This window comes from Roseomonas sp. FDAARGOS_362 (assembly GCF_002754815.1).
GTDB lineage: Bacteria > Pseudomonadota > Alphaproteobacteria > Acetobacterales > Acetobacteraceae > Roseomonas > Roseomonas mucosa.
This window is the reverse complement of sequence record NZ_CP024588.1, coordinates 2,971,715-2,987,006: the sequence shown is the minus strand read 5'-3', so window position 1 is coordinate 2,987,006 and position 15,292 is coordinate 2,971,715. Positions and strand designations below refer to the sequence as shown.

The window sequence follows — 15,292 nt, the reverse complement described above, 5'->3', positions numbered from 1 at the left end:
ATCCGATCCCAGGGAACGCGTGGAAAGGCGGGGCTCTCCCAGAGGAATCGAAGACGATGTCGGCACGTGCGGCACCGGCCGTCGCCGGAGGGCTAGGCCCTCCGGCGCGATCCGCTGTCAGCATGAACCAACGAATGGGAGGTCCAGGACCCTCAGGGTCCTGGCGGATGGGGTCTGGGGGAAGGCGGCGCCTTCCCCGGTCCCTGGCCCGAACAGCAAGGAGGACAGGACATGCCGAGCTACAAGGCACCGCTGCGGGACATGCGCTTCCTGCTCAGCGAGATCGTGGCGATGGAGCGGCTGCGGGCGCTGCCGGGCTGCGAGGAGATGCAGCCGGACCTGATCGACCCGGTGATGGAGGAAGCGGCGAAGCTCTGCGAGGAGGTGCTGTTCCCGATCAACCGCCCGGGCGACGAGGAGGGCTGCCACTACGAGAACGGCGTGGTGCGCACGCCGAAAGGCTTCCGCGAGGCCTACGACGCCTTCCGCCAGGGCGGCTGGACGGCGATGGCCTGCGACCCGGATTACGGCGGCCAGGGCCTGCCGCGCACCGTGTCGCTGCTGTTCGAGGAGATGATCTGCTCCGCCAACCTCGCCTTCAGCCTCTATCCCGGCCTGTCGCACGGCGCCTACACGGCGTTGCACACGCATGGCACGGCGGCGATGAAGGACCTCTACCTGCCGAAGCTGGTGTCCGGCGAATGGAGCGGCACGATGTGCCTGACGGAGCCGCATTGCGGCACCGATCTCGGCCTGATCCGCACCAGGGCCGTGCCGGCGGAGGACGGGAGCTACCGCCTCAGCGGCACCAAGATCTTCATCTCCGCGGGCGAGCACGACCTGACGGAGAACATCGTGCATTTCGTGCTGGCCAAGCTGCCGGACGCGCCGCCGGGGGTGAAGGGCATCAGCATGTTCTTGGTGCCGAAGTTCCTGCCGGACGAGAACGGCAAGGTGGGGCCGCGCAACGGCGTCTCCTGCGCCTCCATCGAGCATAAGATGGGCATCAAGGCCTCCGCCACCTGCGTGATGAACTTCGACGGAGCGAAGGCCTGGCTGCTCGGCACGCCGCACAAGGGGCTGCGCACCATGTTCACCATGATGAACGAGGAGCGGCTTTCCGTCGGTATCCAGGGTCTGGGAATCGCCGAGGTCAGCTACCAGAACGCCGTCGCCTATGCGCGCGACCGGCTGCAGGGCCGGGCTCTGGGCGGCGCGAAATATCCCGACAGGCCGGCCGATCCCATCCTGGTGCATCCGGACGTGCGGCGCATGCTGCTGACCATGCGCGCCTATACCGAGGGATGCCGCGCGCTGGGTGTCGCCGTGGCGCTCCAGCACGACATCGCCACCCGCCACCCGGAGCCGGAGGAGCGCCTGGCCGCCGAGGACCATGTCGCGCTGATGACGCCGATCGTGAAGGCGCTCTTCACCGATCTCGGCACGCTCTGCGCCAACCACGGCATGCAGGTGCTGGGCGGGCACGGCTATATCCGCGAATGGGGCATGGAGCAGTATGCCCGCGACGCGCGCATCGCGCAGATCTACGAGGGCACCAACGGCATCCAGGCGCTGGACCTCGCCGGGCGCAAGATGCCGGCCCATGCGGGGCGCTACCTCCGCCGCTTCTTCCATCCCGTGCTGTCCTTCATCGAGGCGCACGAGGAAGACGAGCGGATGGGCGAGTTCATCCTGCCGCTCTCCAAGGCCTTCGGCCGGTTGCAGCAATGCACGGCGGAGCTGGCGCGGCGCGGCCTGTCCGATCCCACGGAGATCGGCGCCGGGGCGACGGACTACCTGCGCCTCTTCGGCCTCACCGCCCTGGCGCATCAATGGGCGCTGATGGCCGGGGCCGCGCTGCGGGGCGATGGTGGGGAGACACCGGAATTCTACGCCGCCAAGCTGGCCACGGCGCGCTTCTTCATGCAGCGCCTGCTGCCGGAAACCGGCGCGCTGGCCTCGGCCATCCTGGCGGGCGGTGCGTCGATGATGGCGTTCGACGACGCGGCGTTCTGAAGGGGACGTGCCGGGCCCCGGACCCCGGAAGAGGCTCCGCCTCTCCCGGACCCACTCTGCCGGGGATCGAAGCCGGTCCCCGGACCCCGGGCTTTCGTTGGCGCTGGTGGCTGCCGTTACCCTGCAACCCGATCCTTCGGGGCAACAGGCAGGCGCCAACGAACGGGAGGTCCAGGACCCTCAGGGTCCTGGCGGATAGGGGGCTTGGGGGAAAGGCAGCGCCTTGCCCCCAACCACGGCGCCACGTCCGGAGCAGCCCCTCGACAAGCCCCAGCCCTGCCCGGAGACTGCCCCGCGCAGATCACCGCAGAGGAGTCCCGGGGCATGGGGGATTATTGGCGCCTGACGGCCAGCGAGCTGGCGGCGAAGCTGCGGGGACGGGAGGTTTCGGCCGAGGAGGTGGCGCGGGACGCGCTGTCCCGGCTGGAAGCCGCGAACCCCGCCATCAACGCCGTGGTGGACCACCGGTCCGAGGAAGTCCTGGCCGAGGCGCGCGAGGTGGACCGCCGCCTGGGCGCGGGCGAGGATCCCGGGCCGCTGGCCGGCGTTCCGGTGACGATCAAGGTGAATGCCGACCAAGTGGGCCATGCCACCACCAATGGGCTTCGCACCCAGCGGGAACTGATCGCGAAGGAAGACAACCCCGTCGTCAGCAACTTCCGCCGCGCCGGGGCGGTGGTGCTGGGGCGGACCAACACGCCCGCCTTCTCGCTGCGCTGGTTCACCCGCAACGCCCTGCACGGCAACACCAGGAATCCCCGCGACCCGCGCCTGACCCCCGGCGGTTCCTCCGGCGGTGCCGCGGCCTCGCTGGCGGCGGGGATCGGGGCGCTGGCGCATGGCACGGATATCGGCGGCTCGGTGCGCTATCCGGCCTATGCCTGCGGCGTGCACGGGCTGCGGCCGACGCTGGGGCGGATCGCCGCCTTCAACGCCAGCAGCCCGGAACGCGCGATCGGCGCGCAGTTGATGGCGGTTTCCGGCCCGCTGGCCCGCTCCATCCCGGACCTGCGCGCGGCCCTGGCCGCCCTTGCCGCGCCCGACCCGCGCGACCCCTGGTGGGTGCCGGCGCCGCTCGAAGGGCCGCCGCTGCCGAAGCGTGCCGCCCTCTGCGTGCGCCCCGAGGGGCTGGCCACCCATCCCGCCGTGGAGAAGGCCCTGCGCGCCGCCGCCCTGGCCTTGCAGGAGGCGGGCTGGACCGTGGTCGAGACCCCCTGCCCGCCGCTGCGGGAGCCGGCGCATCTGCAGGCCCTGCTCTGGCTGGCGGAAAGCCGGCGCAGCGGCAACAAGGCCTATCAGGCCGAGAACGAGGCGGAATCCCTGGCCGTGCTGGCCATGATGGAGGCGCGTGCCCCAGAGGCCGGGGAGCATGGCGTCGCCGATGCCCTGACCCGACGGGCCGGCTTCCTGCGGCAGTGGAACCTCTTCCTGGAGCGCTATCCGCTGGTCCTCCTGCCCGTCTCGGCGGAGCCGCCCTTCCCCGATGCACTCGACATCGAGAGCGAGGCCAGCTTCGAGCGGGTGATCGAGGCGCAGCTCGTGCAGATCGGGCTGCCGCTGATGGGCCTGCCCGCCCTGACGGTCGCCACCTCCGACGCGTCTTCGGCGCCGATGGGGGTGCAGCTGGTGGCCGGGCGCTATCGCGAGGACCTGCTGCTGGAGGCCGGGGCCGTCATCGCGCCGGAGCCCATCGCGCCGGTCGAGCCCGTTACAGAGTGATGCATTTCGCCCCAGGGTGAGGGCAAACCTGCCTCGATTCCGCCATGGGCCGGCACCATCTTGGCTATCGAGGAGCAATGCCCATGCGCCGCATCACCAAGATCACCCTGGCCGCGACGGCCGCCCTGTCCCTGGGCGCCGTCGTCGCAGCCCCGGCCGAGGCCCAGCCTTACTGGGGACCGGGTGGTGGCTATCACCGCCACCACGGCCCCGGCCCCGGCGGAGCACTCGCCCTGGGCCTGGGCGCCGGCGTCCTGGGCGGCCTCGCCCTTGGCCTGGCCACGCAGGCGGCCCCGCCCCCGCCGCCCCGGGTCTATTACGCGCCGCCCCCGCCGCCGGTCGTGTACGAGTATGCGCCGCCACCGGTGATCTATCAGCCGCCGCCCGTGGTGTACCGCCCGGCCCCGGTCTATGCGCCGCCGCCCGGCTACGTGGTCCGCGGTCCCGGCTACTGGTAACGGGCGGGCGCCTGACGGGGCGCCCCCATCCGGACAGCCAGAACCGCTTCCAGAAGAAAGGCCTTTCCCCCCGGGGGGAAAGGCCTTTTTCCTTGGTGCCGGATGGCGCCTGGTTCAGCGCGCGGCGGTCGCCTGTCCGCTGCGGAGTTCCCTCGCCCGGGCAAGGACCTTGTCCTCGAGTTCCGCGCTGGTGGCGCTGGACACGGGCGCATCCTGCCAAACGCCGTTGTGCAGTTCCTGACGGAAGACCGATACCCGGACGCCATCGGAACGGAGCTGCCGGCCCAGGATATAGGCCGTGGCCCGGAAGCGCTCCCCGTTGGCCGCGCTCGGCGTGTACCAGTCGGTGATGATCACCCCGCCGAAGGGATCGGCCGAGGAAAGCGGCATGAAGGACAGGGTGTCCAGCGCGGCACGCCACAGATAGGCGTTCACGCCGAGCCCGGTGCCGGACTGGTCGCCCCCGCCATCACGATTGGTGCGGTCGGTTCCGAACAGCAGGATGCCGTCGGAGCCGCTCAGACGTCCCTGGACACGGGCGCGCCGGCTGTCATCCGTATATTCGTCGTTGCCCACTTGGCGGGTCTGGGAACAGGCCCCCACCAGGATGGGCAGCAGCAGCAGGGCGAGGCGTGTCTTTGGCATGGCGGGCGCACAGTAGAAGCCGCCGCGACACTTGCAAGGGGGGAAAAAGCGGGTGCGCCGCGAAGAAATCATGGCGGCCGATACAAAAAGGGCGGCGGATGGATCCGCCGCCCCTTCTGCACTGGATAGAAACCGCGATCAGAAGGCGATGCGGGTACCCAGGATGAAGACCTTCGAGGTCACCTTGTTGTTGGCGGACCCCGCCGTGCCGGAGATGAAGTTGTAGCCGGCTTCCTTGCGGTAGATGTCCGAGTAGTCGGTCACGATGGTCAGGCCAGGGGCGACGACGTAGGTCGCGCCGACCGACCAGACCAGCTCGCGGCGGCCAGCCGCGATGCCCTGGGCACCGGCGGACTGCAGGTCGTAGTAGTTCGCGCCGACCGTGACCGGGCCCCAGGTATAGGACGCACCGGCGAAGACCTCGCCCATCCTGCGCGTATCGACGGCGCCACGGACCAGCGGGGCGAAGCTGTTGTTGGCCTGGCCCCAGTAGTACTCGCCACCCAGCGTGAAGCCGTAGGCGGTCGCCTGCAGGCCGCCATAGCCCATCCACATCGGCTTGGCCGAGGTGACCGAGGAGGCGACGCCCGAGTTGATGACCTGCTGGCCCTTCGTGGCATCGGCGGTCATGCCGCCGATCGCGGCCTGCAGGCCGACGCCGCCGAAGGAACCGCGCCAGCGGGCGATGCCGAACACCTCGTTGCGGCGGCGCGGGGTGCCCGAATAGGCGTTCGCGCGGTCGCAGTCGGAGGTCACGGTGGACAGGATGCAGCCCGTGTCCTCGCCCTCGCCGGTGTTGAAGGCAAAGGAGGCGCCGACGTCGAAGCCGTAGAATTGCGGCGACAGGTAGATGACCTTGGTGTTGTCGCCCGAGTCGGAGGTGAAGGTGGTCGCAGCGCGGTGCGTCGCGGTCACGCTGTCGAACCAGTCACCGTCGGCGCCGCCTGTACCGAAGTTGGCGACGTGACCGACGCTCATCAGGTTCCAGGCGTTGTCTTCGTCACCGAAGCGGACCTGGCCGAAGCCGCCGGCCACGTACATCCACATCTCGTCGGTGTCGAGGCCGGTCTTGGGCGAGCGCACGCGCGAGCCCGAGTACGGCGAATAGGTGCCATCGTTGTAGTCGACCTCGAGCTCGATCGCGACACCGTAGCGCAGGCCGTTGGTGGCCTTGCCGTTGGCGACGATGTGGATCTCGGCGTCGGAGGCGAAGTCGGACTTGCCGAGACGCGCCGAGGTGTTCGGGGTGGTGGCGGCGCCGGCCACCGGCACGCCCGCGCCGCTGTCCTTGTTGGCGCTGTTCTGGCCCTGCTCGGTGAAGTTGTAGTTGAAGCGGAAATAGCCGCCGACGCGCACTTCAAGGGCGCGGTGGGACATCATCGGCGGGCCGGGCGGCAGGAACGGGTCGGCACCCTGCGCCAGAGCGCCCTGCGGGGCGAACAGAGCAGCAGCGGCGACGGCCGTGCTCCCCAGAAGAAGCTTACGCATCAAATCCCTCCTCACGCGCATGGGCCGCACCGCCCAGCGATCCCTTCAGCCCGCCTGCCCCCCTGACAGGGAGCTCCTCGTCCAGCGCACCACAGCGATGCGCCCGGCGTGGAGCCAGGCCCGGGCGGACTATGGTTCAGGCCATTCGGAAGGGGCAATGGCCCGGATCACGGGGCCGCGACTTCTGCGAAACACTGTGACCGGAGGGCAACAGCCCCTCCAGGGCAGAAATGCCACAGGCCCAGCCGGGAAGGCGCCGGGCACGGCGGGAATCCACGCCGCCCAGCGCCACGGCGCCGCAGGAGGCCCGCCGCGCCAGCGCCGCCCAGCGCAGCGGCCCCAGCGCCGGGGCGCCCGGATGGCTGGCCGTGGGAAAGGCGGGCGAGAGCAGCACGCCGTCCGCGCCGATTCGCCGGGCGCGGGCCAGGCCGGAGCGCCCATGCGCCGCCTGGCTCAGCCGCCACCGGCGCGGGTCCCGCCGCCGCGCCAGAAGATAAGGCAGCAGCCCCGTGGCGGGCCGGCGGTCCGGCAGGTGCAGCCCCGCCCGCAGCCGCAGCGCCGTGCGCCCGTCCCCCGCCAGCATCAGTACGAGGCCACGCGCCCGGCAGAGCCTCGCCAGGGCGGGCAGCAGCTCCGGCGCCAGGTCGCGCGCCAGCACCGCCGCGCCGCGCGGCAGGCCGAGGGCGGCCTCGCGCGGGTCGGGCAGGCGGCGGGCGTCGGAGACCAGCCAGAGCCGGGGCAGGCCGTCCCGCCCCGGACGCGGCCGGAAGCGGCGTGCCGCGGCGACGATCTCCTCCGCGGCTATCTTCTTCGGGCGCGGGCGTTTATCCCTCCCCTCCATGAGCGACGCCTCCTCCCTCGCTGATGCCCCCATCCCGGCCGCCCTGGCCCGGGTGAAGGCCGAGATCGCCGAAGCCTGCGCCAGGGCCGGCCGCTCCCCCGACTCGGTGCAACTGGTCGCGGTTTCCAAGACACATCCGGCGGAAAGCGTGGTCCAGGCCCTGGCAGCCGGCCAGACCGTCTTCGGCGAGAACCGCGTGCAGGAGGCCCAGGGCAAGTTCCCCGCCCTGCGCCCGGCCCATCCGGAGCTCCGCCTGCACATCATCGGCGGGTTGCAGACCAACAAGGCGCGCGACGCGGTGCGGGTGGCCGACGTGATCGAGAGCCTGGACCGGCCCAAGCTCGCCGAAGCCCTGGCCGCCGCCATGGCGAAGGAAGGCCGGCGGCCGGAGCTGCTGGTGCAGGTGAACACCGGGGAGGAGCCGCAGAAATCCGGCATCGCCCGCGCCGAGGCGGGGAATTTCCTGCGCGCCTGCCAGGAGAAGTACGGCCTCTCCATCTCCGGCCTGATGTGCATCCCGCCCGCCGGCGAGGACCCGGTGCCGCATTTCGCCTTCCTGGCGGAACTGGCGGCCCGGCACGGGCTGAAGCGCCTGTCGATGGGCATGAGCGGCGATTTCCCGCTGGCCATCGCCCAGGGTGCCACCCATGTGCGGGTGGGGACCGCGATCTTCGGCCACCGGCCCTATCCCGCCGCCTGACCACCGCAGCGCCACCTTTCCTGCCCCCGCCCAGGGGACATGCAGGGGGGCACGCGAATGGCGAGGCCGTCGCGCCGCATTCGCCTTCCGATGGCGGGACGCCCATGCTACCCGCCGCCTCACATCACCCAGCCCATCGCAGGTTTGCCATGTCCGATCCGATCCAGCCCGTCCTTCCCGGCGACAGCAACGCGCCGCCGGCCCCCCTGGTCGTCAACCTGCAATACGTGAAGGACCTGTCCTTCGAGGTGCCGGGGGCGCCGGAGGTCTTCACCCAGCTGCGCGAGCAGCCGCGCATCGATATCGGCCTGGACGTGCAGGCCCGGCCGCTGCAGCAGGACGGCAACACCTTCGAGGTCTCGCTGCAGATCCGCTGCGATGCCAAGTCGGGCGAGACCACCGCCTTCATCGCCGAGCTGGTCTATTGCGGCATCTTCACCGTGAACGTGCCGCAGGAAAGCCTGGAGCCGGTGCTGCTGGTGGAATGCCCGCGCCTGCTCTTCCCCTTCGCCCGCAACGTCCTGGCCGATGCGACGCGCGAGGGCGGCTTCATGCCCGTGCTGCTGACGCCGATCGACTTCGTGGCGCTGTGGCAGTCCCGCCGCGCCCAGGCCGGCCAGCCGCCCGTCGGCAACGCCTGAACCCGAACAGGCCGGCGGGGAGGGTCCGCCCTCCCCGTCACGTCACCCGGTCGAGCTCCTCGTAGCTCATGCCGCCCGGCACGATGGTGACGGGGCAGCGGAGCCGGTGGGAATGGCGGCTGGTCATCGCCGTGATCAGCGGCCCGGGATTGCCGCCGGAGGCGGAGGCGGCCAGCACCAGGATCGAGATGCGCGGATCGCTCTCGATGAGGCCCAGCACCTCCTCGATCAGGTCGCCCTCCCGGATGATGATCAGCGGCAGCCCGTCGGTGATCTCCTGCACCTCGGCGGCCAGGGCGGACAGCATCTGCTCCGCCTCCTCCCGCCGCTCCTGCTGCAGCAACTGGCCGACGCCGGCCCATTCCTGCAGCCCCACCGGCTCCGTCACCCGCAGCAGGGCCACCCGCCCGCCGGATTTCTTCACCCGCAGGCAGGCATAGCGCATCGCCAGCACCCGTTCCGGGCTGTCATCCACGACGACGAGAAAGACGCGGTCGCTCGGCAAGCCAGTTCTCCCGGAATCCGCATCGCGGCGATCCGCGCGGCGGTGTGGTCAGTGTTTCCCGAACGGGGCGAGGCCGGGCTCCGACCCCTTGCAGCCTGCCATCGCGGCCCCACGAAAGGCCAGGATTATAGGGAAGGCCACGGCGCTTGCCACGCCCGGGGGCCAGTCTCCCTGGAAGCAGGCCGCCGCGCTCACTTGCCGATGCAGAAGCTGCCGAAGACGACATCCAGCACCTGCTCGACCCCGACCCGGCCCGTGAGGCGCCCCAGGGCCAGCGACGCGGCGCGCAGTCCCTCGGAGGCCAGTTCCGGCACGGGCGCGGTCTCCGCCCCGGCCAGGTGCCGCGCCACCTCCTCCAGCGCGGCGCGATGGCGCGGGCGGGTCAGCAGCGCGGCGCCGCCGGCCCGCCGCTCCGCCTCCTCCTCCAGCCGGGCTCGCAGCGCCGCCAGCCCCGCCCCGGTCCGGGCCGAGACCCGCAGCGGCATCACGCCGGCGTAATCCGCCGCCGGCTCCGCGAGGTCGCAGCGGTTGGCCACCACCACGCAGTCCCGCCGCGCCAGCAGGGCCAGCGTCTCCGCATCCGGCGCCGCATCGGCCGCGAAGACCGCCAGCACGATATCGGCTTCCTCTCCCCGCCGGTGCGCGCGGCGGATGCCCTCGGCCTCGATCTCGTCGGCTCCTTCGCGCAGCCCGGCCGTGTCCGCCAGCGTCGCCGGCACCCCCGCCAGGTCGAAGCGCGCCTCCACCACGTCCCGCGTGGTGCCTGCCCGGGCCGAGACGATGGCCGCCTCCCGTCCCGTCAGCGCGTTCAGCAGCGAGGACTTGCCCACATTCGGCGCGCCCAGGATCGCCACGTCCAGCCCCTCGCGCAGCCGCTCCCCGCGCCCGCCATCCGCCAGCGCCGCGGCGATCTCCGCCCGCAGCGCCCCGGCCCCCGCCCGCACCACCTCGTCCAGGTCGGAGGGCAGCCCTTCCTCGGCGAATTCCAGCGCCGCCTCCTGCTGCGCCAGCAGCCGCGTCAGCTGCTCCGCCCAGCCCCGCGCCTCCCGCGCCAGCGCGCCCCCGGTCTGCCGCAGCGCCTGGCGCCGCTGCGCCTCGGTCTCGGCCTCGATCAGGTCGGCGATGCCCTCGGCCTCGGTCAGGTCCATCTTGCCGTGCAGGAAGGCCCGGCGCGTGAACTCCCCGGGCTCCGCCACCCGCGCCCCGGCCGCCACCAGCGCCTCCGACACCGCCGCCACCACGGCCCGCCCGCCATGCAGGTGCAGCTCCGCCGCATCCTCGCCCGTATAGGAACGCGGCCCCGGAAACCACAGCACCAGCGCCCGGTCCAGCGCCGCCCCCGCCGCATCCCGCAGCGTCCGCAGCGTGGCCATCCGCGCCGCCGGCCGCCGCCCGGCCAGCCGGTCCAGCACCGCCCCGCAGCCCGGCCCCGACAGCCGCAGCACCGCCACCGCCGAACGCCCGGCCCCCGTCGCCAGCGCAAAGATCGTGTCCGCCGTGCTCATGACTTCCTCAGGGGTTGCTCTTCGAGGATCTGGCCTGGGAACCGGGAGGCTCTGCCTCCCGGACCCTTTGCTGAAGGAGGGGCCGCTCAGGGGGATGGTATCCCCCCGAGACCCCGCCATGAGCGCTCCGCGAGGAGGGGGTTGTTCCGCCGGTATGCCATCAGGCGACCGGTGTCCTGTCCCCCCTCCTCGCGGAGCGCTCACAGGGTTCCAAGGGACTAACGTCCCTTGGCGGGGTGTCCAGAGGGGCGGAGCCCCTCTGGCCCCGGCCCGAAACCTCCGAGAGCCCCCTGGCGGGAAGGATGGGGGCACCTTAGGTGCGCTGGCATGGGCCAGACCTATCCGAGCGAGAACCTGCTGAGCCATGAGGCCAGCCCCTATCTGCTCCAGCATGCGGGAAACCCCGTGCACTGGCGGCCCTGGGGAGGGGCGGCGCTGGCGGAGGCGCGGGCGACGGGACGGCCGATCCTGCTCTCGGTGGGCTATGCCGCCTGCCACTGGTGCCATGTGATGGCCCATGAATCCTTCGAGGACCCCGAGACGGCGGCGCTGATGAACCAGCTCTTCGTCAATGTGAAGGTGGACCGCGAGGAACGGCCCGACATCGACGCCGCCTACATGAACGCGCTGCACCTGCTGGGCGAACAGGGCGGCTGGCCGCTGACCATGTTCCTGACGCCGGCGGGCGAGCCCTTCTGGGGCGGCACCTACTTTCCTCCCGAGCCGCGCTGGGGCCGCCCTTCCTTCCGCCAGGTGCTGCGCGGCGTCGCCGCCACCTATGCGCGGGAGCCGGAAAAGATCGCCCAGAACACCGCCGCGCTGGGCCAGGGCCTGGCGCAGCTCGCCGCCAGCCATCCCGGCGCCCTGCCGGACCGGGATCTGCTGGAACGCGTGACCGAGGCGCTGATGGGCATCCAGGACCCGGTGCAGGGCGGGCTGCGCGGCGCACCGAAATTCCCCAACGCGCCGATCTTCCGCTTCCTGCTGCAGATGGCGCAGCGGCTGGAACGCCCGGACTGCGCCGGGGCCGTGCATCTCCTCCTGCGGCGGATGAGCCAGGGCGGGATCTGGGACCATCTCGGCGGCGGCTATGCCCGCTATGCCGTGGATGGCGTCTGGCTGGTGCCGCATTTCGAGAAGATGCTCTACGACAACGCCCAGCTCCTGGAGCTCCTGGCGCTGGCCTATGCGCAGCAGCCGGACGCCCTCTACGCCCTCCGGGCGGAGGAGCTGGTGGGCTGGCTGGAGCGCGAGATGGTCGCCCCCAACGGCGCCTATGCCGCCGCGCTGGATGCCGACAGCGAGGGCGAGGAAGGCCGCTTCTATGTCTGGACCGCCGCCGAGGTGAACGCGGTGCTGGGCGAGGACGCCGAACTGTTCCGCGAGGTCTATGACGTCGGCAGCGAGGGCAACTGGGAGGGCAAGGTGGTGCTGAACCGCTCCGCCGATCCCGACCCCCTGCCGGAAGACCAGGAGAAGGCGCTCGCCGCGTCCCGCGCCCGGCTGCTGGAGGCCCGCGCGGCACGGGTGCGGCCGGGGCGGGACGACAAGGTGCTGGCCGACTGGAACGGGCTGATGGTTTCCGGACTGGTGCGCGCCGCCCTGGTCTTCGACCGGCCGGACTGGCTGGACCTCGCCCGCAGGGTCTTCGAGGCGGTGGCGCGCGACCTCGCGGCGCCGGATGGCAGGCTGCTGCATTCCTGGAAGGACGGGCAGTCCGGCGCCACCGGGCTGCTGGAGGACCATGCCGCCATGGCCCGCGCCGCGCTGGCGCTGCACGAGGCGACGGGCGAGGCCGGCTTCCTCGACCGCGCCGCCGGCTGGGCCGAGGCCGCGGAGCGCCACTTCGCCGCGCCGGACGGGGCCTATTTCAGCAGTGCCGGGGATGCCGCCGACGTCCCCTACCGGACCCGCAGCGCAGGCGACGGACCCAGCCCGAACGGCAACGGCATGCTGGCCGAGGCCCAGGCCCGGCTCTTCCACCTGACCGGCGAGGACCGCTGGGCCCGGCGGGCGGAGGCCACGGCCTCGGCCTTCACCGGGCTGGAAGGCGGCGTCACCGCCATGCCCACCCTGCTGGGCGCGGCGGACCTTCTGGTTTCCGGCCGGAGCGTGGTGGTGGCCGGGCCGCCGGGCGCGGCGCAGCCCCTGCTGCGCGCCGCGCTGCGGGCGCCGGACCCGGCCACGGTGGTGCTGCGCGCGCCGGAGCCGGACGCCCTGCCGCCCGGCCACCCCGCCGCCGGCAAGGACATGGTGGAGGGCGAGCCCGCCGCCTATCTCTGCGCCGCCGGGCGCTGCGGCCTGCCGGTGACGGAGGTGGCGGCGCTGGTCACGCAGTTGCACCGGGCCTGATCCCCTGCCCCAGCCTCCGGCGGCCGGGCCATGCCGCTTCCACTCCGACCGTGGGCCGGGCCCGGCGGCCCGCCTGCCGGGATGGGCGCCCGGCCGGCGCGCCCAGGCCGATCGTGCCTCGCCGCCCAGGACCTGCCCCCGGCTTTCCACGCCCGGTCCACGCGAATGATCCGGCCCGATTCCACCACGGCGCGTTCCCGCGCCGCAGCCATCCCGGCCAGGGAGCTTGACGATCGCGGGCAGGAGAGGGCCAATCCGCCCGACATGCCGCAACTCACGCTCCACTCGCCACTCGGCGAGCTCACCGTGTCGGAAGAGGATGGCCAGGTCGTCGCCCTCGACTGGGGGCGCGGCAGGGACCAGACCGTAACCCCCCTGCTGGCCGAGGCACGGGAACAGCTTCATGACTGGTTCGACGGCAAGCGGGGCGATTTCCGCCTGCCGCTCGCCCCCCATGGCACGGAGTTCCAGAAACGCGTCTGGCAGGCCATGCGGGAAATACCGCCCGGACGCACCGCCCGCTATGGCGAGATCGCCAGGACACTGAACTCCTCCGCACGGGCCGTGGGCATGGCCTGCGGCGCCAATCCGATCCCGATCATCATCCCCTGCCACCGTGTGGTCGCCGCCAGCGGCCGGCTCGGCGGCTATTCCGGCGAGGGAGGCGCGGAGACCAAGCGCTACCTCCTCCGCCTCGAAGCCGCCTTCGTTCAGGAACTCCTCCCATGAACCATGCCATCCGCATCCATGAATATGGCGGCCCCGAGAAGATGCTCTGGGAGGAGGTCCCGCTCCCCGCGCCCAAGCCCGGCGAGGCGCTGGTGCGCCACACCGCGGTCGGGCTGAACTACATCGACGTCTATTTCCGGACCGGGCTCTACAAGGCGCCCAGCCTGCCGGCGGTGATCGGGATGGAGGCGGCGGGCGTGGTCGAGGCGGTGGGCGATGGCGTCACCGACATCGCCCCCGGCGACCGCGTCGCCTATGGCACCGGCCCGATCGGCGCCTATTCCGAAGCCCGCGTGGTGCGCGCCGACCTGCTGGTGAAGCTGCCGCCGGCGATTGCGGACGAGACCGCCGCGGCCATGATGCTGCAGGGCATGACGGCGCAGTACCTGCTGCACCGGACCTTCCCGGTGAAGGCGGGGCAGACGATCCTTGTCCATGCCGCGGCGGGCGGGGTCGGGCTGATCCTGTGCCAATGGGCCAAGGCCCTGGGCTGCACCGTGATCGGCACGGTCGGCGCGCCGGAAAAGGCCGAGCTCGCCCGGGCGCATGGCGCGGCGCACGTGATCCTGCCGGACGAGGACCTGCCGCAGCGGGTCAAGGAGATCACCGGCGGCGCGATGCTGCCGGTCGTCTATGACAGCGTCGGCAAGGACAGTTTCATGGCTTCGCTGGACTGCCTGGCGCCGCTCGGCACCATGGTCACCTACGGCAATGCCTCCGGCCCCGTGCCGCCGGTCGATCCCGGCCTGCTGGCGGCCAAGGGATCGCTCTTCCTGACGCGGCCGACGCTGTCGACCTATACGGCGAAACGCGCCGACATGGTGGCCAGCGCGAACAGCCTTTTCGAGGCGGTGGAAACCGGCAAGGTCGAGATCGTGGTGAACCAGCACTGGCCGCTGCACGACGCGGCGGAGGCGCATCGCGCGCTGGAGGCCCGCCGCACCACCGGCAGCACCGTCTTCATCCCCGGCTGAACGCCGGCCCCGACCCCGCTCCCGGGGCCGGGCCAGGAGCGGTCAGGCCTCGACCTGCTCCACCGCCACAACCTCCGGCACATAATGCCGCAGCATCGTTTCGACGCCGTGCTTCAGCGTGGCGCGGGAAGACGGGCAGCCGGAGCAGGCGCCCTGCATGTGCAGGCGCACGATGCCGTCACGGAAGCCGCGGAACACGATGTCGCCGCCATCGCCGGCCACCGCCGGGCGGACGCGGGTGTCCAGCAGCTCCTTGATCTGGGCCACCACCTCGGCATCGGCGGGATCGGTGTCCTCCTCCTCGACGACCTCGATAGGCTCTCCGGCCAGGATCGGGCGGCCGGCCATCAGGTGCTCCATCAGCGCGCCCAGCACCTGCGGGCGCAGGCCCTGCCATTCGGCGTCCTCGCCCTTGGTGACGGTCACGAAATCGGCGCCCAGGAAGACCCGCGCCACGCCCTCCAGCCGGAAAAGCCGCTCCGCCAGCGGGGAACGGGCCGCCTGCTCCGCATCGGGGAAGTCGGCGGTGCCGCGCGCGCCCATCACGTCCTGGCCGGGCAGGAACTTCAGCGTGGCGGGATTCGGGGTGGATTCGGTCTCGATGAACATGGCGGCGGGTTCCCTTCGCGCGGCATGTGGCCCCGTCCGCCGCCCGGTGCAACATGGTTTCTCGGCGGATCGGATCGGCCATGCACGGCAAGGGGTGCTCCGTGGCGGCT

At 71.9% G+C, this 15,292-nt stretch carries 14 protein-coding genes; 8 read left to right on the top strand and 6 right to left on the bottom strand.

The features are described from left to right. The first annotated feature begins 231 nt into the window (after window positions 1-231). The 3 genes from CTJ15_RS18265 (at window position 232) to CTJ15_RS18255 (ending at window position 4,193) form a co-directional block, all read left to right on the top strand. Window positions 232-2,016 (top strand): acyl-CoA dehydrogenase C-terminal domain-containing protein, encoded by a 1,785-nt coding sequence (locus CTJ15_RS18265; protein WP_019462419.1) that lies wholly within the window; start codon window positions 232-234, stop codon window positions 2,014-2,016. Between the two features lie 324 nt (window positions 2,017-2,340). After that, complete coding sequence (locus tag CTJ15_RS18260; protein ID WP_019462420.1) at window positions 2,341-3,735, top strand: amidase family protein; 1,395 nt, start codon at window positions 2,341-2,343, stop codon at window positions 3,733-3,735. An 83-nt stretch (window positions 3,736-3,818) separates the two neighbouring features. Beyond that, window positions 3,819-4,193, top strand: a complete 375-nt coding sequence (locus CTJ15_RS18255; protein WP_019462421.1) for a hypothetical protein — start codon at window positions 3,819-3,821, stop codon at window positions 4,191-4,193. A gap of 114 nt (window positions 4,194-4,307) precedes the next feature. Here the strand turns inward: CTJ15_RS18255 and CTJ15_RS18250 are convergent, their stop codons facing one another. From CTJ15_RS18250 to CTJ15_RS18240, 3 genes are all read right to left on the bottom strand, one after another. After that, window positions 4,308-4,838 carry a DUF3576 domain-containing protein gene (locus CTJ15_RS18250; protein WP_058389321.1) on the bottom strand — a complete coding sequence of 177 codons (531 nt, stop codon included), beginning with the start codon at window positions 4,836-4,838 and terminating at the stop codon, window positions 4,308-4,310. A 138-nt stretch (window positions 4,839-4,976) separates the two neighbouring features. Beyond that, a complete protein-coding gene (locus CTJ15_RS18245; protein ID WP_193009616.1) occupies window positions 4,977-6,326 on the bottom strand; it encodes a porin in 1,350 nt (449 codons plus the stop codon). Window positions 6,327-6,462: 136 nt separating this feature from the next. Beyond that, a complete protein-coding gene (locus CTJ15_RS18240) occupies window positions 6,463-7,167 on the bottom strand; it encodes a thiamine phosphate synthase (RefSeq protein WP_099781805.1) in 705 nt (234 codons plus the stop codon). On the opposite strand from CTJ15_RS18240, the gene CTJ15_RS18235 reads away from it, so the two are divergent. Beyond that, window positions 7,166-7,867: a YggS family pyridoxal phosphate-dependent enzyme gene (locus CTJ15_RS18235; protein ID WP_099781804.1), complete on the top strand. Its 702-nt coding sequence runs from the start codon at window positions 7,166-7,168 to the stop codon at window positions 7,865-7,867. The two genes, CTJ15_RS18240 and CTJ15_RS18235, sit on opposite strands and share 2 nt — an antisense overlap. A gap of 149 nt (window positions 7,868-8,016) precedes the next feature. Beyond that, entirely contained in the window at window positions 8,017-8,508 is a 492-nt protein-coding gene (secB, locus tag CTJ15_RS18230) for a protein-export chaperone SecB (protein WP_019462426.1), read from the top strand. Between the two features lie 37 nt (window positions 8,509-8,545). Here secB and CTJ15_RS18225 read toward each other — a convergent pair whose 3' ends face one another. Together CTJ15_RS18225 and mnmE are read right to left on the bottom strand one after the other, a co-directional pair. Further along, window positions 8,546-9,013 (bottom strand): universal stress protein, encoded by a 468-nt coding sequence (locus CTJ15_RS18225; RefSeq protein ID WP_019462427.1) that lies wholly within the window; start codon window positions 9,011-9,013, stop codon window positions 8,546-8,548. Window positions 9,014-9,204: 191 nt separating this feature from the next. Beyond that, entirely contained in the window at window positions 9,205-10,518 is a 1,314-nt protein-coding gene (mnmE, locus tag CTJ15_RS18220) for a tRNA uridine-5-carboxymethylaminomethyl(34) synthesis GTPase MnmE (RefSeq protein ID WP_099781803.1), read from the bottom strand. Between the two features lie 327 nt (window positions 10,519-10,845). On the opposite strand from mnmE, the gene CTJ15_RS18215 reads away from it, so the two are divergent. From CTJ15_RS18215 to CTJ15_RS18205, 3 genes are all read left to right on the top strand, one after another. Next, window positions 10,846-12,870, top strand: a complete 2,025-nt coding sequence (locus CTJ15_RS18215) for a thioredoxin domain-containing protein (protein WP_099781802.1) — start codon at window positions 10,846-10,848, stop codon at window positions 12,868-12,870. A 264-nt stretch (window positions 12,871-13,134) separates the two neighbouring features. Beyond that, window positions 13,135-13,599 carry a methylated-DNA--[protein]-cysteine S-methyltransferase gene (locus tag CTJ15_RS18210; protein ID WP_075822501.1) on the top strand — a complete coding sequence of 155 codons (465 nt, stop codon included), beginning with the start codon at window positions 13,135-13,137 and terminating at the stop codon, window positions 13,597-13,599. Continuing rightward, the gene (locus CTJ15_RS18205; protein ID WP_019463059.1) at window positions 13,596-14,573 is read left to right on the top strand and encodes a quinone oxidoreductase; all 978 of its coding nucleotides are present in this window, start codon (window positions 13,596-13,598) and stop codon (window positions 14,571-14,573) included. Before CTJ15_RS18210 ends, CTJ15_RS18205 begins: the two co-directional genes overlap by 4 nt. Before the next feature lie 42 nt (window positions 14,574-14,615). Here the strand turns inward: CTJ15_RS18205 and CTJ15_RS18200 are convergent, their stop codons facing one another. Continuing rightward, entirely contained in the window at window positions 14,616-15,182 is a 567-nt protein-coding gene (locus CTJ15_RS18200) for a NifU family protein (protein WP_075822496.1), read from the bottom strand. Between the last annotated feature and the right edge of the window lie 110 nt (window positions 15,183-15,292).

What these genes read in the sequence shown, in the direction of transcription:
- CTJ15_RS18210 (WP_075822501.1), top strand. Translation starts at nt 13,135, where the DNA reads ATGCCGCAACTCACGCTCCACTCGCCACTCGGCGAGCTCACCGTGTCG.
- CTJ15_RS18245 (WP_193009616.1), bottom strand. Translation starts at nt 6,326, where the DNA reads ATGCGTAAGCTTCTTCTGGGGAGCACGGCCGTCGCCGCTGCTGCTCTG.
- CTJ15_RS18255 (WP_019462421.1), top strand. Translation starts at nt 3,819, where the DNA reads ATGCGCCGCATCACCAAGATCACCCTGGCCGCGACGGCCGCCCTGTCC.
- CTJ15_RS18235 (WP_099781804.1), top strand. Translation starts at nt 7,166, where the DNA reads ATGAGCGACGCCTCCTCCCTCGCTGATGCCCCCATCCCGGCCGCCCTG.
- CTJ15_RS18260 (WP_019462420.1), top strand. Translation starts at nt 2,341, where the DNA reads ATGGGGGATTATTGGCGCCTGACGGCCAGCGAGCTGGCGGCGAAGCTG.
- CTJ15_RS18265 (WP_019462419.1), top strand. Translation starts at nt 232, where the DNA reads ATGCCGAGCTACAAGGCACCGCTGCGGGACATGCGCTTCCTGCTCAGC.
- CTJ15_RS18240 (WP_099781805.1), bottom strand. Translation starts at nt 7,167, where the DNA reads ATGGAGGGGAGGGATAAACGCCCGCGCCCGAAGAAGATAGCCGCGGAG.
- mnmE (WP_099781803.1), bottom strand. Translation starts at nt 10,518, where the DNA reads ATGAGCACGGCGGACACGATCTTTGCGCTGGCGACGGGGGCCGGGCGT.
- CTJ15_RS18250 (WP_058389321.1), bottom strand. Translation starts at nt 4,838, where the DNA reads ATGCCAAAGACACGCCTCGCCCTGCTGCTGCTGCCCATCCTGGTGGGG.
- CTJ15_RS18215 (WP_099781802.1), top strand. Translation starts at nt 10,846, where the DNA reads ATGGGCCAGACCTATCCGAGCGAGAACCTGCTGAGCCATGAGGCCAGC.
- CTJ15_RS18200 (WP_075822496.1), bottom strand. Translation starts at nt 15,182, where the DNA reads ATGTTCATCGAGACCGAATCCACCCCGAATCCCGCCACGCTGAAGTTC.
- CTJ15_RS18205 (WP_019463059.1), top strand. Translation starts at nt 13,596, where the DNA reads ATGAACCATGCCATCCGCATCCATGAATATGGCGGCCCCGAGAAGATG.
- secB (WP_019462426.1), top strand. Translation starts at nt 8,017, where the DNA reads ATGTCCGATCCGATCCAGCCCGTCCTTCCCGGCGACAGCAACGCGCCG.